The sequence below is a fragment of the Citreimonas salinaria genome, assembly GCF_900107235.1.
Taxonomy (GTDB): domain Bacteria; phylum Pseudomonadota; class Alphaproteobacteria; order Rhodobacterales; family Rhodobacteraceae; genus Citreimonas; species Citreimonas salinaria.
In genome coordinates, this window is the sequence record NZ_FNPF01000003.1 from 13853 (window position 1) to 35645 (window position 21793).

Annotated in this window: 21 protein-coding genes; 4 read left to right on the top strand and 17 right to left on the bottom strand. The window is 66.6% G+C overall.

Translation table 11 applies throughout. The features are described 5' to 3' along the window. Positions 1–103: 103 nt before the first annotated feature. The 13 genes from arsB to BLW27_RS04350 form a co-directional block, all read right to left on the bottom strand. Positions 104–1111, bottom strand: a complete 1008-nt coding sequence (gene arsB / locus BLW27_RS04290) for an ACR3 family arsenite efflux transporter (protein ID WP_089879840.1) — start codon at positions 1109–1111, stop codon at positions 104–106. Continuing rightward, the gene (arsJ, locus tag BLW27_RS04295; protein WP_245710789.1) at positions 1108–2313 is read right to left on the bottom strand and encodes an organoarsenical effux MFS transporter ArsJ; all 1206 of its coding nucleotides are present in this window, start codon (positions 2311–2313) and stop codon (positions 1108–1110) included. The genes arsB and arsJ overlap by 4 nt, the downstream gene beginning before the upstream one ends. 65 nt (positions 2314–2378) lie before the next feature. Further along, positions 2379–3380, bottom strand: a complete 1002-nt coding sequence (locus tag BLW27_RS04300; RefSeq protein WP_089879846.1) for an ArsJ-associated glyceraldehyde-3-phosphate dehydrogenase — start codon at positions 3378–3380, stop codon at positions 2379–2381. Continuing rightward, positions 3377–4222 carry an arsenate reductase/protein-tyrosine-phosphatase family protein gene (locus tag BLW27_RS04305; RefSeq protein ID WP_089879848.1) on the bottom strand — a complete coding sequence of 282 codons (846 nt, stop codon included), beginning with the start codon at positions 4220–4222 and terminating at the stop codon, positions 3377–3379. The genes BLW27_RS04300 and BLW27_RS04305 overlap by 4 nt, the downstream gene beginning before the upstream one ends. A 93-nt stretch (positions 4223–4315) precedes the next feature. Further along, positions 4316–5032, bottom strand: coding sequence for an LrgB family protein (locus BLW27_RS04310; RefSeq protein WP_089879851.1), 717 nt, complete (start codon positions 5030–5032; stop codon positions 4316–4318). Beyond that, positions 5029–5382 carry a CidA/LrgA family protein gene (locus BLW27_RS04315; protein WP_089879854.1) on the bottom strand — a complete coding sequence of 118 codons (354 nt, stop codon included), beginning with the start codon at positions 5380–5382 and terminating at the stop codon, positions 5029–5031. Before BLW27_RS04315 ends, BLW27_RS04310 begins: the two co-directional genes overlap by 4 nt. Positions 5383–5977: 595 nt before the next feature. Next, the gene (locus BLW27_RS04320) at positions 5978–7123 is read right to left on the bottom strand and encodes an iron-containing alcohol dehydrogenase (protein ID WP_089879857.1); all 1146 of its coding nucleotides are present in this window, start codon (positions 7121–7123) and stop codon (positions 5978–5980) included. Beyond that, a complete protein-coding gene (locus tag BLW27_RS04325; protein ID WP_089879860.1) occupies positions 7120–8493 on the bottom strand; it encodes an aldehyde dehydrogenase family protein in 1374 nt (457 codons plus the stop codon). The genes BLW27_RS04320 and BLW27_RS04325 overlap by 4 nt, the downstream gene beginning before the upstream one ends. Position 8494: 1 nt before the next feature. After that, the gene (locus BLW27_RS04330; protein WP_089879863.1) at positions 8495–9859 is read right to left on the bottom strand and encodes a glutamine synthetase family protein; all 1365 of its coding nucleotides are present in this window, start codon (positions 9857–9859) and stop codon (positions 8495–8497) included. 81 nt (positions 9860–9940) lie between these two features. Further along, positions 9941–10984, bottom strand: a complete 1044-nt coding sequence (locus tag BLW27_RS04335) for a TRAP transporter substrate-binding protein (RefSeq protein WP_089879866.1) — start codon at positions 10982–10984, stop codon at positions 9941–9943. Positions 10985–11046: 62 nt separating this feature from the next. Beyond that, positions 11047–12372, bottom strand: coding sequence for a TRAP transporter large permease (locus BLW27_RS04340; RefSeq protein WP_089879869.1), 1326 nt, complete (start codon positions 12370–12372; stop codon positions 11047–11049). Beyond that, on the bottom strand, positions 12372–12893 hold the full coding sequence (locus tag BLW27_RS04345) for a TRAP transporter small permease subunit (RefSeq protein WP_177177815.1): 522 nt from the start codon (positions 12891–12893) through the stop codon (positions 12372–12374). Before BLW27_RS04345 ends, BLW27_RS04340 begins: the two co-directional genes overlap by 1 nt. Beyond that, a complete protein-coding gene (locus BLW27_RS04350) occupies positions 12890–13630 on the bottom strand; it encodes an N-formylglutamate amidohydrolase (RefSeq protein WP_177177816.1) in 741 nt (246 codons plus the stop codon). Before BLW27_RS04350 ends, BLW27_RS04345 begins: the two co-directional genes overlap by 4 nt. Before the next feature lie 130 nt (positions 13631–13760). On the opposite strand from BLW27_RS04350, the gene BLW27_RS04355 reads away from it, so the two are divergent. The 3 genes from BLW27_RS04355 (at position 13761) to BLW27_RS04365 (ending at position 16475) form a co-directional block, all read left to right on the top strand. Then, entirely contained in the window at positions 13761–14660 is a 900-nt protein-coding gene (locus BLW27_RS04355) for a MurR/RpiR family transcriptional regulator (RefSeq protein WP_089879872.1), read from the top strand. 296 nt (positions 14661–14956) lie between these two features. Next, positions 14957–15361 carry a CopG family transcriptional regulator gene (locus BLW27_RS04360; protein WP_089879874.1) on the top strand — a complete coding sequence of 135 codons (405 nt, stop codon included), beginning with the start codon at positions 14957–14959 and terminating at the stop codon, positions 15359–15361. 31 nt (positions 15362–15392) lie between these two features. Further along, complete coding sequence (locus BLW27_RS04365) at positions 15393–16475, top strand: extracellular catalytic domain type 1 short-chain-length polyhydroxyalkanoate depolymerase (RefSeq protein WP_089879877.1); 1083 nt, start codon at positions 15393–15395, stop codon at positions 16473–16475. A 109-nt stretch (positions 16476–16584) separates the two neighbouring features. Here BLW27_RS04365 and BLW27_RS04370 read toward each other — a convergent pair whose 3' ends face one another. The 3 genes from BLW27_RS04370 to BLW27_RS04375 all read right to left on the bottom strand — a co-directional run bounded on the left by BLW27_RS04370 (position 16585) and on the right by BLW27_RS04375 (position 18946). Next, complete coding sequence (locus BLW27_RS04370) at positions 16585–16998, bottom strand: VOC family protein (protein ID WP_089879880.1); 414 nt, start codon at positions 16996–16998, stop codon at positions 16585–16587. A gap of 27 nt (positions 16999–17025) precedes the next feature. Beyond that, entirely contained in the window at positions 17026–17193 is a 168-nt protein-coding gene (locus tag BLW27_RS21130; RefSeq protein ID WP_177177817.1) for a hypothetical protein, read from the bottom strand. A 223-nt stretch (positions 17194–17416) separates the two neighbouring features. Then, entirely contained in the window at positions 17417–18946 is a 1530-nt protein-coding gene (locus BLW27_RS04375) for a phospholipase D-like domain-containing protein (protein ID WP_089879883.1), read from the bottom strand. Between the two features lie 237 nt (positions 18947–19183). On the opposite strand from BLW27_RS04375, the gene BLW27_RS04380 reads away from it, so the two are divergent. Further along, the gene (locus BLW27_RS04380) at positions 19184–19777 is read left to right on the top strand and encodes a L,D-transpeptidase (protein ID WP_089879886.1); all 594 of its coding nucleotides are present in this window, start codon (positions 19184–19186) and stop codon (positions 19775–19777) included. A gap of 48 nt (positions 19778–19825) precedes the next feature. Here BLW27_RS04380 and ftsH read toward each other — a convergent pair whose 3' ends face one another. Next, on the bottom strand, positions 19826–21733 hold the full coding sequence (ftsH, locus tag BLW27_RS04385; RefSeq protein WP_245710771.1) for an ATP-dependent zinc metalloprotease FtsH: 1908 nt from the start codon (positions 21731–21733) through the stop codon (positions 19826–19828). Positions 21734–21793 lie beyond the last annotated feature (60 nt).

Here is a 21793-nt window from a genome sequence, read left to right on the forward strand (position 1 = left end):
GCAGGCCGCGCGGATCGAAGCGTCTGATCTCCGTCCCGAACCTCCGGAGCAGGCGCGCGGCCTGATCGCCGACGGCCCGGGAATACGACCGCGCCCAGACGAGTCATGCGAAGCCTGTGCGCGTGCGGTTGGCGAAGGCGACGAGCGACAGCATGACCGGCACCTCGACGAGCACCCCGACCACCGTGGCCAGCGCCGCGCCGGAGTTCAGGCCGAAGAGACTGATCGCGACGGCAACGGCGAGTTCGAAGAAGTTCGACGTGCCGATCAGCGCGCAGGGCGCCGCGATCCGGTGCGGCACGCGCAGTGCGTAAGCGGCGCCATAGGCGAGCGCGAAGATGCCGTAGGACTGGATCAGGATCGGAACCGCGATGAGTGCGATGACCTGCGGCCGGTCGAGGATCACCTGCCCCTGGAGACCGAACAGGATCGCGACCGTCGCGATGAGGCCCGCGACGCCCCAGGGTTTCACCCGGTCGCGGAAGGTGGCGATGCGCTCCGTGCTGCCGAGGCGCGCCCGCGTCCAGAGGCCCGCCAGGAGCGGCAGCGCGACGAACAGGATGACCGACAGGACCAGCGTCTCCCAAGGTACCGCGATGTCGGTCACGCCCAGCAGGAAGGCCACGATGGGCGCGAAGGCGAAAACCATCACGACGTCGTTCACCGAGACCTGGAGGAGCGTGTAGCTTTCGTCGCCGCGCGTCAGCTGCGACCAGACGAAGACCATCGCTGTGCAGGGCGCGGCCCCCAGCAGGATCAGGCCCGCGATGTATTGCTGCGCGTCCTCCGGCGCGATGAGGTCGGCGAAGACCACCTCGAAGAACAGGACGCCGAGGGCGGCCATGGTGAACGGCTTGACGAGCCAGTTGACCGCGAGCGTGATGGCAAGGCCCTTGGGTTGCTTCACCACGTCCCGCAGGCTGCGGGGATCCACGCCCACCATCATCGGGTAGACCATCGCCCAGATCAGCACGGCGACGACGAGGTTGACGTTCGCGACCTCGGCGGCAGCGACCGCCTCGATCAGCGCTGGCGCCATGACCCCGATCGCGATGCCCGCGAGCATGGCGAGGGCGACCCAGAGGGTTAGGTACCGTTCGAAGACGCTCATGCGGGGGTGACCTCCGGCTCGGTCGCGGTCAGACGCCCTGCGGCCAGAGCGGAGAGTGCCACCATGACGGTGGCCGTTCCAAGCATCAGGGGCAAGCCGCCGACCTGGTAGGTGAATCCGGACAGGACCGTTCCGAGAAGCCGCCCGCCGGCATTCGCCATGTAGTAGAAGCCCACGTCCATCGTCACGCGCTCGGCCTTCGTGAAGGCGAGGATCAGGTACGAATGAAGCGCCGAGTTCACGGCGAAGACCACGCCGAAGACGAGGAGCCCCGCCACAAGCGTGACCGTGAGCCAGGGCTGCGGATCGCCCGACGCAAGCGCCGCTGCGGTCAGGGCCGCCGGGATCGCGGCCAGCGACCAGGCCCAGCCGCGCGCCTTGCCCACGAGATCGCGCTCGGGCGTGGTGGCCGCGCGCAGCAGCTTCGGCGCCGTGGCCTGCACCGCGCCGTAGAGGATGATCCAGAGCGCCATGAAGGTGCCGATCATGAAGAAGGCGGCGCGATTGCTTTCGGGCGTACCGTCGGACAGGACGGCGTAGAAGTAGATCGGAATGCCGACGACGAACCAGACGTCCCTCGCGCCGAAGAGAAAGACGCGGGCGGCCGAGAGCCAGTTGACGTTGGCGGACTTGGAAAAGACCTCGGAGAACTTCGCGCCCTTCCGGCCCTTCGGAAGGCCCGGCGGCATCGCCAGGAAGACGGCGGTCAGGATGCCGGCCAGCACCGCCGCCATGGCGAGGACCGCCCACACGAAGCCGACGGTCGTGAGAAGGCCCGCGCCGAGCAGGAAGCCCACCCCCTTCACGGCGTTCTTGGACCCCGTCAGGATCGCGACCCAGCGGAAGAGGCCGCCGTTCTCGGTCGGCGCGAGGACCTTCACCGCCGATTTCGAGGACATCTTGGCTAGGTCCTTCGCGACCCCGCTCGCGCCCTGCACCACCATGACGAAGGCGACCGAAACGCCGATCGCCCAGCCGGAGTCGAGCTGCGCCAGTGCGATCAACGCCACCACCTGAAGCCCGAGGCCCGCGTAGAGCGTCGAGGTCAGCCCGAAGCGCGCCGCGATCCAGCCCGCGGAAAGGTTCGTGACCATTCCCGCGATCTCGTAGAGCACGAAGAGGTAGGCGAGCTGCACCGGTGTGAAGCCGAGCGTGTGGAAGTGCAGGAGCACCAGCATCCTGAGCGCGCCGTCCGTCAGCATGAAGGCCCAGTAGGAGGCGGTGACGGCGATGTAGGCGGAAAGGCCCTCGGGAGGCGCGCGGTCGCTCACAGCGAGGCCCCGACCATCAGCGCGACATCGACCAGACGATGGGCATAGCCCATCTCGTTGTCGTACCAGGCGTAGACCTTCATCTGCGTGCCGTTCACAACCATGGTCGAGGGTGCGTCGACGACGCCCGACCGGGTGTCGTTGACGTAGTCGGCTGAGACGAGCGGGCGCTCCTCGTATCCGAGGATGCCGGCGAGCGGACCCTCGGCGGCGACCTTGAAGAGTTCGTTCACCTCCTCGACCGTCGTCGGGCGCTCCACCTCGAAGACGCAGTCGGTGATCGACGCGTTCAGGAGCGGCACGCGCACGGCATGGCCGTTCAACCGGCCTTTCAACTCGGGATAGATCAGCGTGATGGCGGTGGCCGACCCGGTCGTGGTCGGGATGAGGCTGTTCAGCGCTGAGCGCGCGCGGCGCAGGTCCTTTGCGGGCCGGTCGACGATGGTCTGCGTGTTGGTCACGTCGTGGATCGTGGTGATGGAACCGTGGCGGATGCCGATGGCCTCGTGGACGACCTTCACAACTGGCGCGAGGCAGTTCGTCGTGCAGCTCGCGGCCGTGACGATCCGGTGCGCCGCCGGATCGTAGGTGTCGTGGTTCACCCCGTAGACGATGTTGGCAGCACCTCCATCCTTCACCGGTGCCGAAACCACCACCTTCTTGACGCCCGCGTCGAAACACGGCGCGAGCTTCGCCTCGGTCTTGAAGACGCCCGTGCAATCGATGACCACGTCCACGCCCTCGAGCGGGAGTGCCGCGAGGTCGCGTGCGCCCACGAAAGGCAACCGCGTGCCGTCGATGGTCACGCTCTCGGCGTCATGGTCGAAGGTGGCGTCCCATCGCCCATGCACGGTGTCGAACTCCAGCAGATGAGCGTGCATGGCCGGGTCGCCGACTGCATCGTTGATCCAGGCAATCCGCGCACCCCGATCGAGGAGCGGCTTGAGTGCGAGCTTGCCGATGCGGCCGAGGCCATTGAGGGCATAGGTGGTGGTCATCTGGAGGTGTCCCTGGCCGTGCGCCCAATGTCATCGATCTGCGTCTGCAGAGCGAGACGGCTCAGGGATCCGAGGTTGAGCGCGGTGAAAAGATCGATCCGATGCTTCAAAGCCCCGTAGGACTCCTGAAATGCCAAGGCCTTCCGGGCGTTGTTCCCCTCGACCTTGGCCGGATCAGGAAGCCCCCAATGGCCCGCCACGGGCCTGCCCTCCCAGGCCGGGCACTCCTCGTTGGCGGCCTGGTTGCAGACCGTGAAAACAAAGTCGAAATGCGGTGCGCCCGGGCCGGAAACTTCCGAGACGTCTTTGGATCGCAAGACCGAGGTATCGTGGCCCCTGTTCTCGAGAACCTGAACGGCAAAAGGATTGAGTTGCGAGCCCGGCCGCGTGCCCGCCGAAAAGGCATTGAACCGGTCCCCCGCGTGCTTGCGAAGAATGGACTCTGCGAAGATCGACCTGGCTGAATTGCCCGTGCAGATGAACAGGACGTTGGACTTGCGATCCGTCACGGGATGGTTTTCCGGACTGGTCGACAGCGCGAGAGGAGCGCAAAGGTCCGGGCGCCCACGGCAACAATCGAGAAGCAGGTAGTCGAGCATCCCGCTGACTTCGGCCATGGCAATGGAGTAGCGCAGCGACGTTCCCGCCCGCTCCTGCGTCACCAGTCCCGCCTGCATCAAAGCGGAAAGGTAAGCCGACAGCGTGGAGGCCTTGAAACCAAGCGCCTCGGCCAACTCTCCTGCCGGAACCCTGTCCGGATAGCGACGCATCAGAAGCCGGAACAGCGCCAGTCGCTGCGGATGACCGACGGTCGCAAGCTTCGAGGAAACCTCTTTTTCCATATTTCACGGATATCAGAAATATTGGCACGAGCAATGAATGATCGCTCGGTCGCAAAGGCTCGACCAGCGCTACACGCGGCGTGACGTCCGGTGTCAAATCAGCGCGCGGACCAGCACCGGGACGATCAGGCTGGTGAGCAGGGCGTTCAGGGCCATCCCGATCCCGGCGAAGGCGCCGGCTGTCTGGTTGACCTGGAAGGCGCGCGCGGTGCCGATGCCATGCGCCGCCACGCCCGCTGCGAAGCCGCGCGCCCGCCAGTCGGTGATGCGCAGAAGGTTCATCATTGGCGTGACAATGATCGCACCCAGGATGCCCGTCACGATCACGAAGACCGCCGTCAGGGTCGGGATGCCGCCCACCGCTTCGGAGACGCCCAGTGCCACGGGCGCGGTCGTGGACTTGGGCGCGAGCGACAGCACGACCAGCGGCGGCAGACCCAGAGCCTGCGCGAGTCCGATCACCGAAATCACTGCCACGACCGAGCCCGCGATCAGCGCCAGCACGATCGGCAGGACCGAGCGGCGAATGATCTTGCGGTTGTCGATCAGCGGCACGGCAAGCGCAACCGTTGCCGGGCCCAGCAGGAAGTGGATGAATTGTGCACCCTCGAAATAGGTGGCGTAGTCTGTCCCGGTCAGCGCCAGCGCCGGCGCAATCAGGCAGACCGACAGCAGCACCGGGTTGGCCACGGGGGCGTGGCCGAGCGCCCGCGAGATCCGGCTGCCCACCAGGTAGGCCACGAGGGTTGCAGTGAGCCATGTCAGGGGCGAGGCGGAGAGGTAGCTCCACAGCGTCGCGAACTCGGTCATGCGCTGTCTCGCCCGGTCAGCCCGCGCACCGCGAGAAAGGTGCCGACCGCAGCCAGCATCGACAGCAGGGTCGAGACCAGCAACACCGCCGACAGCGCGGCCCAGTCCTGGGCGATGACGTCCAGATTGCCGATCACGCCGACCCCCGCGGGCACGAAGAGCAGCGAGAGGTTGGCCAGGATCACGCTCGTCGTCGGGCGCAGAGCCGCGACGAGTTGTGGCCGCACCGCGAAGAGCGCCAGCAGCAGCGCGAGCCCGGCCACCGGTCCGGGAACCGGCAGACCGGCGCCGCGGGTGACGATCTCACCGACCAACTGGCAGCCCAGCAGCAGGGCCAGGGAAAACAGCATGTCGCGCACTCCATCGGTGTCGGGTCAGCCCTGATCGCTCTAGCGGAGCGACGTCGACGCTGGCAAGGGAAAGCCCTGACGCCGTCGCAAGCCGCGTCCCGCCGGAGCCGTGGCGTGATCGGTCGTGACTTCCGGCGGAAGCCCGGAGTCGGCCCTGCCTTGGCGGCACCCGTCCAGCATGGTCGCCTGAGTATGGATGAAGTCGGCATGGGTGAACGCAATGCGCCCGTGCCCGAACACCGCCGGCCGCCATTGCTTGCTGCCGGGTGCGCAGCAGATCGAAGCGGTCGGCCTTCGCTCGGCGGTCAGGCGCAGACTGGTTTCCCAGCTCTCATGCTTTCTTTCGGCGGCCGGGATCGCAAGCGTTCAGCCCTGCGCATCGTGAAAGTCCCCGCATCGGGAAGGTGTTGAGGCACAACGGACCGGCTCGAGGCGACCCTCGGCATTATCAACGTGCGAAGGGTTCGGAAACGGGTGCTCCGGCAAAAATCCAAGGCGCTGGAGAAGAGCCTGCAGCGGCGCCTCGCCCGACGTCACGCGCCGGGTCCGGGAGAGGCCGTCGCCTTGCCCCCACCCGACCCGGCGGATCGGGTATTCAGAGAAGCCGTTCAATCAGCGTGCGGGTGTTCTCCTCGGTCATCTTGACGGGATTCCCGCCGGTGCTCGGGTCGCGCAGCGCGGCCTTTGCCAGCGCGTCTACGTCCGGGTTCTTCACCCCCAGGTCGGTCAAAGTCTTCGGAATGTCCAGGCGCGCGTTCAGGTCGTCGACATAGGCGCGGAACCCGTCGAAGCCGCCTTCGATCCCCAGGTAGGCCGCCGCGCGGTCGAAGCGGTCCGCGATCTTGTCGGCGTTGAACTTCAGCACCTCGGGCATGCAGACGGCGTTGGTGGTGCCGTGATGCGTATGATGCACCGCGCCGACCGGGTGGCTGATGGCGTGGATCGCGCCAAGACCCTTCTGGAAGGCCGTCGCCCCCATCGCCGCCGCCGACATCATGTTGGCGCGTGCCTCGATGTCGGTGCCGTCCTCGTAGGCGCGCGGCAGGTTGTCGACCACCAGCCGCATGCCTTCCAGCGCGATGCCCTGGCTCATCGGGTGGTAGTGAGGCGAGGAATACGCCTCGACGCAATGGGCGAAGGCATCCAGCCCCGTGCCGGCGGTGATCGCCTTGGGCATGCCCACGGTCAGTTCCGGGTCGCAGATCACGACCGCGGGCAGCATCTTCGGGTGGAAGATGATCTTCTTTTCGTTGGTGTCGGCGTTGGTCACGACGCTGGCGCGCCCGACTTCGGAACCGGTGCCGGCGGTCGTGGGCACGGCGACGATGGGATGGATGCCGGCCGGGTCGGCGCGGGTCCACCAGTCGCCGATGTCCTCGAAATCCCAAAGCGGACGGGTCTGCCCGGCCATGAAGGCCAGCGTCTTGCCCAGATCCAGCCCCGAGCCGCCGCCGAAGGCCACGACGCCGTCGAACCCGCCGTCGCGGTAGGCGCGCAGGCCTTCCTCGACGTTCTCGCCGCTCGGGTTCGGGTCCACGTCGGCAAACATCGCGCGGCCCAGCCCGCCCGCGTCGAGCAGGTCGAGCGTGCGGGACGTGATCTCCATCCCCGCCAGGCCGCGGTCGGTGACCAGCAGGGGCTTCTTGATCCCTGCGGCGCGGCAGGCATCGGCGATCTCGGATATGCGGCCGGCGCCGAAGCGGATAGGGTTCGGGTAGGTCCAGTTCGCGTGCATGCTCATGCCTTCTTCAGATGATAGGATTTCGGCCGGGTCAGCGCCTGGTAGGCCAGCGTCGAGAGCCCCTGCCCGCGGCCGGTGTCCTTACACCCGGTCCAGCACAAGGCGGGGTCGAGGTAGTCGCAGCGGTTCATGAACACGGTGCCCGTCTCGATCCGCTGTCCGATCGCCTCGGCCGCATCGGCGTCGGTGGTCCAGAGCGACGCCGTCAGGCCGAAGCGGCTGTCGTTCATCAACTCGATCGCCTGCTCGTCGCCATCGACCGCCATGATGCCGACGACCGGCCCGAACGTCTCGTCCCGCATTACGCGCATCTTGTGGGTGACGCCCGTCAGGATCTGCGGCGTGAGGTAGGCGCCGCCGTCGTCGGCCTCCATTATCGGAATGTGCGCCGTCGCGCCGTCGGTCACGGCCTCGTCGACCTGGGCGCGGGCTTCGGCGGCGAAGCGGACATGCGCCATCGGGCCGATGGTCGTGTCCTCGTCCAGCGGGTTGCCGAGTCTGTAGGATTTGACCAGCGCCACGGCCTTCTCGACGAAAGCGTCGAACAGGTCGCGGTGCACGTAGATCCGTTCGATCCCGCAGCAGCACTGACCCGAGTTGAACATCGCGCCGTCGATCACGCCCGCGACTGCGGTATCGAGATCCGCGTCGGCGCGCACATAGGCCGGGTCCTTGCCGCCCAGCTCCGTTGAGATGGGCAGGAAGGTGCCGGCGGCGGCGCGCTCCATCGCCTGACCGCCACCCACCGACCCGGTGAAGTTCACGAAATCGACCTTCCGCGCCGCGATCAGCGCCGAGGTCGTGTCGTGGTCGAGAACGAGGTTCTGGAACACGTCCTCTGGCACGCCCGCCGCGTGCAGCGCCTCGGCGAGGCGCTCGCCCACCTGCAGCGTCTGGGCGGCGTGCTTCAGGATCACGCAATTGCCCGCGATCAGCGCGGGCGCGACGGTGTTGATCGCCGTCATGTAGGGGTAGTTCCAGGGCGCCACGACCAGCACGGTGCCCCACGGTTCGCGCCGGATCAGGCGGTGCGCGGTGGCGCTGTCCTCGATCACCTGCGGGGCGAGGCTGTCCTCGGCGATCTCGGCCATGTACGCCGCGCGTTCCTTGAAGCCGCCGAACTCGCCGCCGTAGCGCACCGGCCGGCCCATCTGGTGGGCCAGTTCCACCGCCATGCGGCCGGTGTCCTGCCCGACGATCTCGACCGCCTTCATCACCAGCGCAGCGCGCTCGGCCACGGGCCGCGCGGCCCAGGCGGCCTGCGCGCCGCGCGCCGCGCGGGCGGCGGCGAAGGCGTCGTCCCGCGACAGGACCGGCCGTTCCAGATAGACCGATCCGTCGATCGGCGAGATCAGTTTGATGCTGCTCATGTCATGCTCCCTCGAAGCCGCGGGCGATTTCCCAGTCGGTCACCGCGCGGTCAAAGCTTTCCTGTTCCACCTCGGCGGCGTGGGTGTAGTGATCCACCACCCAGTCGCCCATCTGCGCCCGCAGCATCGACGATCCGCGCAGGGCGTCCGTCGCCGCGCGCAGCGTATGGGGCACCGCCGGCACGTCTGTCATGCTGTAGACGTCGCCGTCGACCGGATCGGCCAGGCTCAGCCCTTCCTCGATCCCCGTCAGGCCGGCGGCAAGCTGTGCCGCGCAGGCAAGGTACGGGTTCAGGTCGGACCCGCCGATGCGACACTCGATGCGCACACCCTTCGTGCCCTCGCCCACCAGGCGGTAGCCTGCCGTGCGGTTGTCGACGGACCACGCCACCTTTGTCGGCGCGAAGGTGCCCGGCACGAAGCGCTTGTAGCTGTTGACGTAGGGCGCAAGGAAGAACGTGACGTCGGCGGAATACTTCAGCAACCCGGCCACGTAGGAGCCCATCAGGTCGGACATGCCGCGCGGCTTGTCCACGTCGAAGAAAACCGGCGTGCCGTCCTTCCACAGCGACTGGTGCACATGCGCGGCGCTGCCCACCCGGTCGGCGTGCCACTTCGGCAGGAAGCTGGCGGCGTGGCCCTGCTGGTGGGCGATCTCCTTGATCGCATGCTTCGCGATGGTGTGGTTGTCGGCCGTCTCAAGCGCCTCGGCGTAGCGGATGTTCAGCTCGGCCTGCCCGGCCTCGGCCTCGCCCTTGGTGTTCTCGACAGGAACACCGGCGGCGACGAGGTGATTGCGGATCGGCCGCATCACATGCTCTTCCTTGCCGGTCTGGAAGATGTGGTAATCCTCGTTGTAGCCCGAGAACGGCACCAGGTCGCGGAACCCGCCCTTGCGGATCTCGTCGAACGTCCGGTCGAACAGGAAGAACTCGAGTTCCGTCGCCATCATCGCCGTCAGGCCCATCGCCTGCGCGCGGGCGATCTGCGCCTTGAGGATGGCGCGGGGCGAATGCGGCACGGGTTCATGCGTGTGGTGGTCGAGCACGTCGCACAGCACCATCGCGGTGCCGGCCATCCAAGGCACCGGGCGCAGCGTCGACAGGTCGGGCTTCATCACGTAGTCGCCGTAGCCCTGCTCCCAGCTCGTCGCCTGATAGCCTTCGGGCGTGTTCATCACCAGGTCGGTGGCCAGCAGGTAGGAACAGCAATGCGTCTCCTCGTGCGCGCTTTCGAGGAAATTCGACACGTGGAACCGCTTGCCCATCAGCCGGCCCTGCATGTCCACGAGGCACACCAGCACGGTGTCGATCTCGCCCGCATCGGCGGCCTTGCGCAGCGATTTCAGCGTGAGGGATTCAGGCATGGTGGCCTCCTGTGGCGGGCGGTGTCAGAGGGCGGGCGCCGGCGGAGACCGGCGCCCGTTCGTGTCGTCAGGCTGGGGATGTCAGGCGTCGTCGCCGTAGCGGTACGGGCGACCGGCCTTCTGCATGTCGGCGTTGTACTGCTTGAAGATCTCGACGACCTTCGCCTTGGTCTCGGATTCCGCCGCGATCTCGTCCCAGAAGATGCGCGCGGCTTCCTCGACGGTGTCCCATTCGGCATCGGGAATCGTGGTCAGCTGCAGCTTGTCACCGTTCACCCGCAGGTCGGCCTCGCCGCCCCAGTACCAGTGCTGGCGGTAGTAGTGCGACTGGTCGGCGACGACCTTGAACAGCGTCTTGAGGTCCTCGGGCAGCTCGTCCCAGCGCTCCTGGTTGGCGAAGAAATGCCCGATCCAAGCGCCCGAGATGTTGTTGGTGAGGAAGTAGTTGGTCACGTCGGCCCAGCCCACAGTGTAGTCCTCGGTGATGCCCGACCAGGCGATGCCGTCAAGCTCGCCTGTCTGCACGGCGACCTCGATGTCCTCCCACGGCAGCGTCACCGGCACCACGCCGAACTGGCTCAGGAAGCGGCCGGCGGTCGGGAAGGTGAAGATCCGCTTGCCCTGCAAGTCTGCAAGACTGCGGATCGGGTCCTTGGTCGCGAAGTGGCACGGGTCCCAGGCGCCGGCGCTGATGTGCTGCACGCCGACCTTGGCGTATTCCTCCTTCCAGATCTCGTCGAGCCCGTAGCGGTGAAACAGCACCGGCACGTCCAGAGAGTAGCGGCTGCCGAACGGGAAATAGCCGCCGAACACGGTGACTTCGGTCGGCGAGGCCATGGAATCGTCGTCGGACTGCACCGCGTCGATGGTGCCGCGCTGCATGGCCTGAAACAGCTCGCCCGTGGGGACCAACTGGTCTGCGTAGAACAGCTCGATCTGCATCCGGTCGCCGGCGATCTGGTTGAACATCTCGATCGCGGGGTCGATCACGTGCGCGGCCAGCGCGGGTCCGGCGTAGGTCTGCATCCGCCAGCGGATGGTCGATTGCGCGATGGCGGGGGCCGCCAGCGCGGCGGCGGGGGCGGCGGCGGCCGCTCCCTTCAGGAACGTGCGTCGGGTCGTCATGGGAAACCTCTCTCTGTTGCGGTTTTCGGTCGTGGCGCCCCGGTTTTCCGGGGTCTGGTATCTCAGTAATCGTAGACGAGGCCGGGCAGCCAAAGCGCGATTTCGGGGAAGGCCATGACCAGCGCCAGCGCCACGATCATCACCCCGACGAACGGAACGATCGAGACGTAGATGTCGCGCAGCGTGATTTCCGGCGGAGCCATCGCGCGCATCAGGAACAGGTTGTAGCCGAAGGGCGGCGTCATGTAGGCGATCTGAGTCGTGATGGTATAGAGCACACCATACCAGATCAGATCGAACCCCAGCGCATCCACGAGCGGCACGTAAAGCGGCGCCACGATCACCAGCATCGCCGTGTCGTCCAGGAACGTGCCCATGACGATGAAGCTCAGCTGCATCAGGATCAGGATCATCCAGGGGTTGAGGCCGAGGCGCTCGGTGAACAGGTGTTCGATCGCGCGCACTGCGCCCAGCCCGTCGAACACAGCGCCGAAGGCCAGCGCGGCCAGGATGATCCACATGAACATGCAGGTGATGCCCAGCGTCTTGCGTACGGAATTCTCGAACACCACGCGGTTCATCCGGCCCTTCAGCACGGCGGCCAGAAAGGCGGCGATCGCCCCGATGGCCGAGCTTTCCACCAGCGAGGTGTAACCGTTCACGAAGGGCACCATCATCACCGCGAAGATCACGAGCGGCAGCAGCCCCGCGCGCAGCAGGCGCAGCTTCTCGACGCGCGGCATGGCGCGGTCCTCGGGCGCCAGCACGGGGCCGAGCGCCGGGTTCAGACGGCAGCGGATCACGATGTAGCCGATGAACAGGCCCGCCATCATCAGCCCTGGTACGGCTCCGGCCAGCCAAAGCTGCCCGACCGGCTGGCGCGCGATCATGGCGTAGAGCACCAGCACGACGGATGGCGGCACGAGGATTCCCAGCGACGAACCGGCCTGGATCACGCCGGTGACCATACGCTTGTCGTAGTTTCGGCGCAGCAGTTCCGGCAGCGCGATGGTGGCGCCAATGGCCATGCCGGCGACGCTGAGGCCATTCATCGCCGAGATCAGCACCATCAATCCGATCGTGCCCACGGCCAACCCGCCCGAAAGGCCGCCCATCCAGACATGGAACATCCTGTAGAGATCGTCGGCGATGCGGCTTTCCGACAGGATGTATCCCATGAAGATGAACATCGGCAGGGTCAGGAGCGGATACCACTTCATCAGCTTCATCGCCGCCGAGAAGCCAAGGTCGTAGCCGCCCCGGTCGCCCCACAGGAACAGCGCAGCCATCACCGCGACGAAGCCGATCGCGCCGAAGACGCGCTGCCCGGTCAGCAGCATCAGCATCATCGTGGAAAACATCAGCGCGGCGATAAGCTCGTAGGACATCAGGTCTTTTCCCCCATGTCCTCGCCTTGCAGGCGCAGGATATCCTTGAACAATTCCGAAATGACCTGAAGCAGCATCAGCGCGATCCCCGCGACCATGATGGACTTGATCGGCCACAGGTACGGGCGCCATGCGGTCGGGCTGCGCTCTCCGCCGTACTGGAAGGAATACATCAGGCTGTCCCACCCGCCCCAGAGCAGCACGCCCAGGTAGACGATCAGGAACAGCGCGGTGATCGCGTCCACCTGCGCCTTGCGCCGGTCAGACCAGTCGCCGTAGAGCAGATCCATCCGCACGTTCGAGCCCATCTGGATCGAATACGGCCCGCCCAGGATGAAGTAGGCGACCATGGCGAACTGCGCCATTTCCAGCGTCCAGATCGACGGCAGGAAGAACGCCTTCGAGATCGTGGACCACATCAGGATCGCCATCATCACGAAGATGCCGTACATCACCGCGCGCCCGATCCAGCGGTTGCAGCGGTCAATGACCGCGACGTAGGCGCGCATCGCGGCGATCATGGCTGCGTCTCCTCCAGCGCGGCAAGCGCCGCGGTCAGCGCTGCGGCGAGGTGATCGGCCATGGCCGCGACGGCCGCGTCGTCGCGCAGCAGGTCGTTGCGTACCTCGATCATCACGCTCGGGCACCCTGCCCCGTGCCGCGCAAGGGTGTGGGTCACGCCGTCGGCGGCGGAGTAGGGTTCGTTCAGGCGGCTGTCCCAACGTCTACCCTGCCCCGCCCGCAGCATGGCGCGGGCCAGTCTCGCGTCCGCGTCGTGCAGATAGCCGATCTCGACGCTGCGCGGGACGCCGTTCCAGTCGGGCGTGAAGCTGTGCACCGTCACCAGCGCCGCGCCGGGCGTGGCGGCGAGCGCGTCGGCCACCGCGTCGTGGAACGGCTCGTAGACCAGCCGGGTGCGCGTGGCGCGAGCATCGGCGTCCAGGTTCTCGTTGCCGGGGACGGCGATGCGTTCCACCTGCGCAGGCATCGCGCTTGGGGCATCGGGCGGTCGATTGCAGTCGTAGACAAGCCGCGACAGCGCCCCCAGCAACGCCGGCGTGCGCAGCCTGTCGGCCAGCGCGCGGGTCAGCGCCGCGCCGCCGATGTCCCAGACGGCGTGGCTGTCAAGGTCGGCGGCGGCAAGACCAAGATGGGACAGTTCGAGCGGAATGGCGCGCGCGGCGTGTTCGCAGACAAGAACGGCGCAGGGCGGCCGTGCGTCCCCCTCGATCCGTTCGAATGCTTTCCACGCTGGCACGCCCGGCTTCCCATCCCCTGTTTCGTACGATTAGCGACAACGGAATTCGTCCTGTCAAGAAAATTACGTAGCGTTGACTACAGATCGAGCGTATCCTGTACGGGACGTTACACGCCAAGGGGTACCCCGCGTGCCGCAGCCCGGCTCATCTCCACCGAACCGCCCGGTCCTGGTCAAGGATCGCATCCGCGACCGCGACCATGCCGGTGCGCTGACGCCGGCCGAGCGCCAATTGACCAGCGTGCTGCTGCGCGACTACCCGGTGGCCGGTCTCAACACCGTGACCAAGCTGGCCGAGGCGGCGGGCGTGTCCACACCAACGGTGATCCGCCTGGCGCGCAAGTTGGGCTTCGACGGGTTTCCGGAACTGCAGGACGCGTTGCGCCGCGAGGTGTCCGAACAGATCAAGCAGCCGATCCTCAAGGGCGATTGCTGGCCTGCGGCGCGCGGCGACAGTCCGGCCTTCCGGACCTTTGCCACGGCTGTGTTCGAGAACCTCAACCACACGATCGAACGACTCGACCCGGGCAGCTTCGACGCGGTGGCCGCACTGCTGGCGGACCCGGGCGTGTCCGTGCGGATGGCCGGTGGGCGCATCACCCGGTCGAACGCCGACTATTTCTTCAACCACCTGCAGATCATCCGGGCGGCCGTGATGCTGCTGCCACCGCCGGTGAACGTCTGGCCGCAGTACCTGCTGGACATGGGGCCGCACACCGCGCTGATCCTTTTCGACATCCGCCGCTACGAGGGCGAGCTGATGAAGCTGGCCGAGCTTGCCCACGGGCAAGGCAGCCGGATCGTCCTGTTCACCGACCAGTGGGGCAGCCCGATATCGGCGCTGGCCGACCACGTCTTCAACGCCGCGGTCGAGGTGCCGTCTTCGTGGGATTCCACGCTCGCCATCAATCTCATCGTCGAGGCGCTGATCGCCGAGGTGCAGTCGCGCCTGGGCGACGAGGCGCTGGCGCGGATCGAACGGCTGGAGGACCTTTTCTCCAGCACGAGAATCTTTCGCCGCCAAGGCTGATGCCAAGGTGACCGCAGCATTGCACGAGCACTTACAAATCAGGTAACCGCTCTCGGGCGACGTCGTCCTCGCACCCGCGAGGATGCGGTTGCTGCCTGCCATCTGCGGGCGGAAACATGTACCACGGCGCGTTCTTCGGGTCCGCATTGCGACATCAGTATATGTCCGACCCGCTCAGTCCGACACGCCGCCATGCCAATCTACGTCGCTGGCTGAAAGCCCGCCGCGCTTGCGCATCGCGCTTGCACTCTCGCGGGTTTCGGCGCAAATAACATCCAAGTGGATGGAGAAACGCTTTGCCGCGCCAGATCAAACCCAGCGACACCGAAAAGATCACGATCAACCTCGGCTATGTCGACCTCGGCCGCATTGACCTGTTGGTCGAGGAAGGATTCTACACCAACAGGACCGACTTCATCCGGAACGCGATCCGCGCACAGCTTTCGGCCCATGCCGCCGAGGTCGGGCAGCTGATCGAGCGGCGCACGCTCGACGTGGGTCTGCGGGACTTCACCCGCGCCGACCTCGAGGCCGCGCGCGACGCGGGCGAGGTCATGCACATCAAGGTCGTCGGCCTCGCGCGGCTGGCCCACGACATCTCGCCCGAGCTCGCCCTGGCGACCATCGGTACGATCAACGTCCTGGGCGCGCTTCAGGCGCCGCCCGAACTGCGCGCCGCGCTGGCGCACCGCATAACGTAACGGCTGCGGCCGATTCCGGAAAGGCAGACAGATGAACGACGATTTTGCGACGGCCATGCGCCGGTCGCTCGAACAGACGCGCGCGGGCAACCCGCTTGCCGCGACGCGCGCGATCCAGGCGGCCCTTGCAGGTTCCTCCGGCGCGCCTACGGCGTTCGCGGCAAACCCGCAAGAAGCCCGCCCGCGCGCGAAGCCGACCGCCTCGCGCCCCCGGCTCTCGCAAGTGGTCGCCGATCTCGCGCAATTGCGCAGAGGTGCGAACCTTATGCCCGGCCGAACCCGGCCGACGCTCGAGGTGCCGGAAGGAGCCGCGTTCGAGCGCCGACAACACACGGGCCCGTACGGCGCGCGGGACTATCGCCTCTATATTCCCTCCGATCTTAAGGCGCCCGTCCGGGGCGTGATCCTCATGCTGCACGGCTGCACGCAGTCGCCCGAGGACTTCGCCGCCGGCACACGCATGAACGCCCACGCCGAACGGCACGGGCTGATCGTGGCCTATCCCGAGCAGACGCGTGCGCACAACGCCTCGTCGTGCTGGAACTGGTTCCGCCCCGGTGACCGGACGCGGGCCGGTGGCGAGGCCGCGCTGCTGGCCGATCTGGCGGCCGCGGTCGCAAAGGATCATGACGTGCCCGCCGGTCGCATCTTCGCCGCCGGCCTGTCCGCGGGGGGCGCAATGGCGGCCATCCTTGCGCAGACTCACCCCGAGGTTTTCGCCGCGGTCGGCGTCCATTCCGGCCTCGCGTCGGGATCGGCCAATGACGTCATGTCGGCCTTGGGCGCGATGCGCGGCGATCCCGCACCCGGTGCGGAATCCGTGTGCGTTCCCGCGATCATCTTCCACGGGTCGGCCGACAGGACCGTTGCACCGGTCAACGCGGGCCGCCTTGCCGGCCGGCTCGAGAAATTCGCGCGCTCGACTGGAGAGGCCGCCGGCCGCCGCTACGACGTCCTTACATCACGGACCCCCGGCGGCCATTCGATCGAGGTCTGGCGGATCGACGGCGCGGGTCACGCCTGGTCCGGGGGCAGCACCGAGGGCAGCTATGCCGATCCGACGGGACCGGATGCGACGGCGGAGATGGTGCGCTTCTTCCTTGAACGGGATTAAGTTCGGGCGTCGGCGGCGGACCGATGCAGAGCGAAGACTGTGTCAAGCGGACGCCTGCAGCCAAGGCACCCGCTCGATGTCTGCGACGTGGACGATGCGGTGCAGCCGGTCAGTAGCCCTGCCAAAGTCCGGGAGTGGCGAGTTCAAGAAGATGCCCGTCGGGATCGCGGAAATAGATCGATTGGCCACCGCGGGGCCAGTCGGTGCTGCTTTCGACGACGACGCCATGATCGGCGAGGTGCGCCTTCCAGTCGGAAAGCTCGGCCTTCTCGATGGCGAAGGCGACGTGAAGCGGGCCGGAACCGTCATGGGGCGGAATCGTGCCGCCCGGAGTCTCGACGGGTTCCAGGGTTCCTCCGCGGATAAACAGCAGCAGCGTGCCGCGCCCGGCAACATCGTAAGTGCGCATCCGGCTATCGGCATGAAGCACAGGCAGGCCCATGACCGTTTCGAAAAAAGCTGCCGCACGATCCAGATCGTCGACGTAGAGCACGGTTTCGAGAATGGCGGACAGGGCGGGCATAGCCGGATGCTACGGGGCTGCAGCCCTCTAGGTCAACCAGCCGAGGACAAAGGCGCCGGGCGGCACATCGAGATGACTGGTCCTGACGAGCCGGACGAGATCGCGGAAATCATGAAGAATGCCCGCGACAAGCGTGGCGCTGTTATATCCGAGAAGCTGGCGTGGGCTGATCCGCCGCGCATAAAACCAATTCATGACGCAATGGAGTCCGCTTGGGAGTTGTCTTGCGGGGACAATCGCAGCCTGTTCCGGAGGTCGAGCAGTTACGCACGCTCCTTCTCGGCCACCATGTGGACGGCCGCGCTTCCGAGGCAGAAACGCAATCGCTATCCATGCCCTGGCGCAGCGCGCATAGCGCTGCCGGTGGTGCGGGGCGAGCTCCTACGCACGATTGCGGCGCTCGACTCCTTCCCGCTCCTTACCTCTTCTTCCGTCTTCGGTAGAAGTAGAACGCCGCTGCCGTGGTTGCCACGCCGACGGCCACCCAAGCCTCCGGCGGGACCGAGAGGACGAGCCCCTTCGCAAGATGCTCGAGCCTGGCCTCCGGATCGGCCGGACGTTCGGGGTTGGCGAAATGGGTGCGCGCCACCGCCTCCTCCATCGGCGTCATCTCTCGCCGCGGGATCGGCCGCAGAGAACGTCCCTCGGTTCGCCGAAGAGCCTCGATGGCGCCGCGCAAGGAGCCGGTACGGTTCAAGGCCTCACGAATGTCCGCCGGGCGGACATCGAGATGCTCTGCCAGAAGGTCGTTCCGCAACGCGGTGATGGCAGTGCGCTCGGCAGGACCGCGCGCCTCGACTGCAAGATCACACTCGGTGTCGAACCCCATCGAGCGATTGTTGACGTTCGACGAACCGACCCGGATGAGATCATCGTCGACCACCAGTATCTTCGCGTGGACGTAGATCGGTTCGCCGGCCGCGTTGACCGGGTAATAGATACGGAACCGGTCGTTCCGGTCCGCCCGCGTCACCGATGCCAGCCGCAGGTCGCGCGACACGCCCATGGTTTCCTGTTCAAGCCAGCCTTCCGTGGACAGCGGGTTGATCACCACGACCTCGGGTCCGTCCGGCTCGGCAAGGCGGGCCTCCAGCGCGTCGCAGATGCTGGCGGAGGCGAAATACTGGCTTTCGAGATATATCGAACGCTGCGCCGCCTTGATCGCGGCGAGGTAGAGCTTCTCGATCTCGCTGATGGGCGGCCGTCCCCTGAATTTCGGCATGGTCCGCGCGATTCCCACGTCGACGTCGAATAACTGCGGCTCGATCCCCTCAGGCCAGATCCGGCGAGGGACGCGCGACCAGGGCAGACGCCGCCCGGTCGCCGCCTTCCAGCGCGCGCGGGCGACCTCGCCCAAGGCCTGCGCAGCCGCACCGTCGACGACGGTGGTGGCATCGTGCCACGGACCCGCGACACTGCCGTCCGGACGCCTTCGCCGTTCGTCGTGCGGAGCATGCTCGCGGGTGTCCCAGCGGTCGACGGTCATGTCGATGCCGCCACAAAAGGCCAGCGCATCGTCGATCACGGCGATCTTCTGGTGATGTGCCGCGCCCCAGGGATGCTTGCTGTCGAACCTCAGCCGGATCCGCGCCACGCTTTTCAGGTCAAGCGCGAAAATGGGAAGAAGTTGGTTGCCTGTGAACAGAACCGCCATGTCCCACTTCAGGATGAAGATGCGCAGCCTGGGCTTTCGGCGCACAAGATATTTCAGGAATGGCCCCAACTCGTTCGGCGCATCGTCGAGGTCCTTGCCCGGGGCAAGCCTGATCCTGAGATCGAAGTCCCAGCCGATGAGCACGATGGTCTCGTCGGCTTGCAGCATGGCGGCGCGTGCCGCGGCGAAATAGTCCGCGGCATCCACGATGACCCCCAGCCGGTCGGCACGGGCCGTCCGCCAGCACGTCTCGCCTGCTCTCACCACGCGTCCCGATTCAGCAGTATCGGTCATCCTGGATTCGTTTCCACTGCCTTTACGTCACATGAGGCGAACGGAGGCAGCGAACGCGGAGTTCCCTGAACGGACCGCTCGGCTTTCTGCGTCGCTACGCACGAAAAAGGAGCGCTTCGGCCGCGGCGCTTTCGAGGAACGGCCAGACGCGCGCGTCCGAAGCCCAGAGCTGAAACAGGGAACCTTTCGACCCTTGCGCCGTAGAAAGACAGGTTCGCGAAAAAAGAGAGGCAGGACATGAAACGCAGAAACTTCATCCTGAGCGGGCTGGCACTGGGCGGCCTTACCACGGGTCGACCCGGTGTCGCGCAGGACAGTGCGGAGGTGATCGATCCCTATGTCGTCCGGATGGCCGCCCCCTACCCTGCCCCGGGCGAGGTGCATGTCCTCCCGACGCGTTTCAGGCTCTACTGGACGCTGCCAGAAGGGCGCGCACTGGTCTACCCGGTCCGCGTCGGCCGCGGAGATCTTTACGAGGCGGGCGAGTTCTTTGTGGGCGCCAAGAAGGAATGGCCGTCCTGGACCCCGACTCCGGGCATGATCGAACGCGAGCCGGAAAAATATGCACGCTACGCGGACACCGGAATGCCCGGCGGTCCGAACAACCCCCTCGGGGCGCGCGCGCTCTACCTGTTCACGCCAGAGCGCGGCGACACGTTCCTGCGCATTCACGGCACCGGCGACCCGGCTACCATCGGCCGCGCGGTTTCCAACGGCTGCGCCGGCCTCATCAACCCGCACATCGTCGATCTCTACGAGCGGGTGCCAATGAACGCGCGGGTGGTCCTGCATCCCAAGGCACCCTATGAGGGATCCGCAATGAACGGCTGACTTGTCTCTGCCTGGCTCGTGGCGGACACACGTCGAAAGTGTGCTCCGTCAGGCCTCGCCCTCCTTCTTCGAACTGGCCTTGGCGAAAGGGGTGACATTCGCGACCGAGCCGAGACAATCCCGGATCGCGCCGATTTCCAGCGTCTCCTCGGACTCCAGCCTGCGCACCAGCGCATCGACCTGTCCGCGGTGCTCGTCGAGTACGCGGACGGCATCGTCTTCCGCCTCGCGCAGCAGCGTCATCACCGCCTGATCCACGCGCGCGGCCGTCTCGTCCGCGAAAGTGCGAGGTTTGGAGATCTGCTGCCCCAGAAACGGGTGGTCCTCGCTTTCGCGCAGGTCCACGGGACCGATCTCGGGATCCATGCCCCAGCGTGCCACCATCGCGCGCGCCGTCGCCGTCGCGCGCCGGATATCGTCGTCGGCACCGGAACTGACGGAGCCGAGAAGAAGCCTTTCCGCCGCGCGGCCGGCGAGCGTGATGGCCAGTTGCGCCCTCAGAAAGCTTTCGGGCAGGGTGTGGCGCTCGTTGTCGGGAAGCATGTGGGTGCTGCCCAGGCTGTGGCCGCGCGGGATGATCGTGACCTTGTAGAGCGGATCGGCCCCCGGCAGGTAATAGGCCGCCGCCGCATGGCCGGCCTCGTGTACGGCAAGCCGGTGCCTTTCGTCGGGCTGGATCGCCAGCGTAAGCACGGTGCCCATCATCACCCTGTCGCGGGCCTCGTCCAGATCGGCAGGCGCGATTTCGCTGCTCGACCGTCTTGCGGCCCCGATCGCGGACTCGTTCAGAAGGTTCTTCAGATCCGCGCCCGAAAAGCCGGGCGTTCCGGCGGCGATCCGGTCCAGATCGGCGTTGCGGCTTAGCGGCAGGCCCTTCGCATGCACGTCGAGGATGGCGCGGCGCGCGGCCCTGTCGGGCAGCGAAAGCGTGACATGCCGATCGAACCGACCGGGCCGCAGAAGCGCCGGGTCGAGCACGTCGGGGCGGTTCGTGGCCGCCAGCACGACCACCGCTTCGCGCGCGGTGAAGCCGTCCAGTTCGGCCAGGATCTGGTTCAGCGTCTGTTCGCGCTCGTCGTGGCCGCCGCCCAGCCCGGTGCCGCGCGTCCGCCCGATACTGTCCAGCTCGTCAATGAAGATGATCGAAGGCGCCTGTTTGCGGGCCTCTTCGAACATCCTGCGCACCCGGCCGGCGCCGACTCCGACGAACATCTCGATGAATTCAGAACCGGAGGTGGAAAAGAAGGGAACGTCTGCCTCTCCGGCCAGCGCGCGGGCCACCAGCGTCTTGCCCGTTCCGGGAGGCCCCATCAGCAGCACGCCGTGCGGGACGGTGGCGCCGACCTTCTGGAAGCGGTCGGGATCCCGCAGGAACTCGACAAGTTCCGACACCTCGCGCTTGGCTTGTTCCTGGCCCGCCACCTGGTCGAATGTGACCTTCCCGGTTGGCTTGGTCGGTTGCGCCGAACGACCGCCCAGGAAGCCGCCGAGCCCGCCCTTTGCACCGCCGAAACCATCTCCTAGGGCACCGGCGCTCAGCCGTCTGGCCACCCAGAAATAGAAGCCGACGATCAGGATCCATGGCAGGAACGACCACAGGACCGAAGGCGAACCCGGCGCGACCGCAGTCACCTCGACGTCCATGCGTTCGAGCAGCGGCAGAAGGTCCGGATCGTCCTGCGCCGGGACGATGGCGCGCACCTGTTGCGCGCCGCTCTCGTGCCGCGTCTGCAACTCCGCGACTATGGAATCCTCTTCCAGCGTGACCTGCTGGACCTGTGCGTTTCGGATCAACGACTTCATCTCGGTGTAGGAAACCGTCGCGGTGGCCGTCGGGTCCGGCAGCAACTGGATCAGCAACACTGCCATGAACGCCAGCGCGACGAGGAACGGTCCGGTCCACTGCGCGAAGGGACCGCGATCTGCCGTCTTGGATGGTTCGGAATCTTCTGCCACGATCTGATTTCCATGATCCGCGACGGGGCCTGCCAGCGAAGCGCCCCGTCGATGCATTCT

What these genes read in the sequence shown, in the direction of transcription:
- arsB (WP_089879840.1), bottom strand. Translation starts at nt 1,111, where the DNA reads ATGAGCGTCTTCGAACGGTACCTAACCCTCTGGGTCGCCCTCGCCATG.
- arsJ (WP_245710789.1), bottom strand. Translation starts at nt 2,313, where the DNA reads ATGCTGACGGACGGCGCGCTCAGGATGCTGGTGCTCCTGCACTTCCAC.
- BLW27_RS04300 (WP_089879846.1), bottom strand. Translation starts at nt 3,380, where the DNA reads ATGACCACCACCTATGCCCTCAATGGCCTCGGCCGCATCGGCAAGCTC.
- BLW27_RS04305 (WP_089879848.1), bottom strand. Translation starts at nt 4,222, where the DNA reads ATGGAAAAAGAGGTTTCCTCGAAGCTTGCGACCGTCGGTCATCCGCAG.
- BLW27_RS04310 (WP_089879851.1), bottom strand. Translation starts at nt 5,032, where the DNA reads ATGACCGAGTTCGCGACGCTGTGGAGCTACCTCTCCGCCTCGCCCCTG.
- BLW27_RS04315 (WP_089879854.1), bottom strand. Translation starts at nt 5,382, where the DNA reads ATGCTGTTTTCCCTGGCCCTGCTGCTGGGCTGCCAGTTGGTCGGTGAG.
- BLW27_RS04320 (WP_089879857.1), bottom strand. Translation starts at nt 7,123, where the DNA reads ATGAGCATGCACGCGAACTGGACCTACCCGAACCCTATCCGCTTCGGC.
- BLW27_RS04325 (WP_089879860.1), bottom strand. Translation starts at nt 8,493, where the DNA reads ATGAGCAGCATCAAACTGATCTCGCCGATCGACGGATCGGTCTATCTG.
- BLW27_RS04330 (WP_089879863.1), bottom strand. Translation starts at nt 9,859, where the DNA reads ATGCCTGAATCCCTCACGCTGAAATCGCTGCGCAAGGCCGCCGATGCG.
- BLW27_RS04335 (WP_089879866.1), bottom strand. Translation starts at nt 10,984, where the DNA reads ATGACGACCCGACGCACGTTCCTGAAGGGAGCGGCCGCCGCCGCCCCC.
- BLW27_RS04340 (WP_089879869.1), bottom strand. Translation starts at nt 12,372, where the DNA reads ATGTCCTACGAGCTTATCGCCGCGCTGATGTTTTCCACGATGATGCTG.
- BLW27_RS04345 (WP_177177815.1), bottom strand. Translation starts at nt 12,893, where the DNA reads ATGATCGCCGCGATGCGCGCCTACGTCGCGGTCATTGACCGCTGCAAC.
- BLW27_RS04365 (WP_089879877.1), top strand. Translation starts at nt 15,393, where the DNA reads ATGAACGACGATTTTGCGACGGCCATGCGCCGGTCGCTCGAACAGACG.
- BLW27_RS04370 (WP_089879880.1), bottom strand. Translation starts at nt 16,998, where the DNA reads ATGCCCGCCCTGTCCGCCATTCTCGAAACCGTGCTCTACGTCGACGAT.
- BLW27_RS21130 (WP_177177817.1), bottom strand. Translation starts at nt 17,193, where the DNA reads ATGAATTGGTTTTATGCGCGGCGGATCAGCCCACGCCAGCTTCTCGGA.
- BLW27_RS04375 (WP_089879883.1), bottom strand. Translation starts at nt 18,946, where the DNA reads ATGACCGATACTGCTGAATCGGGACGCGTGGTGAGAGCAGGCGAGACG.
- BLW27_RS04380 (WP_089879886.1), top strand. Translation starts at nt 19,184, where the DNA reads ATGAAACGCAGAAACTTCATCCTGAGCGGGCTGGCACTGGGCGGCCTT.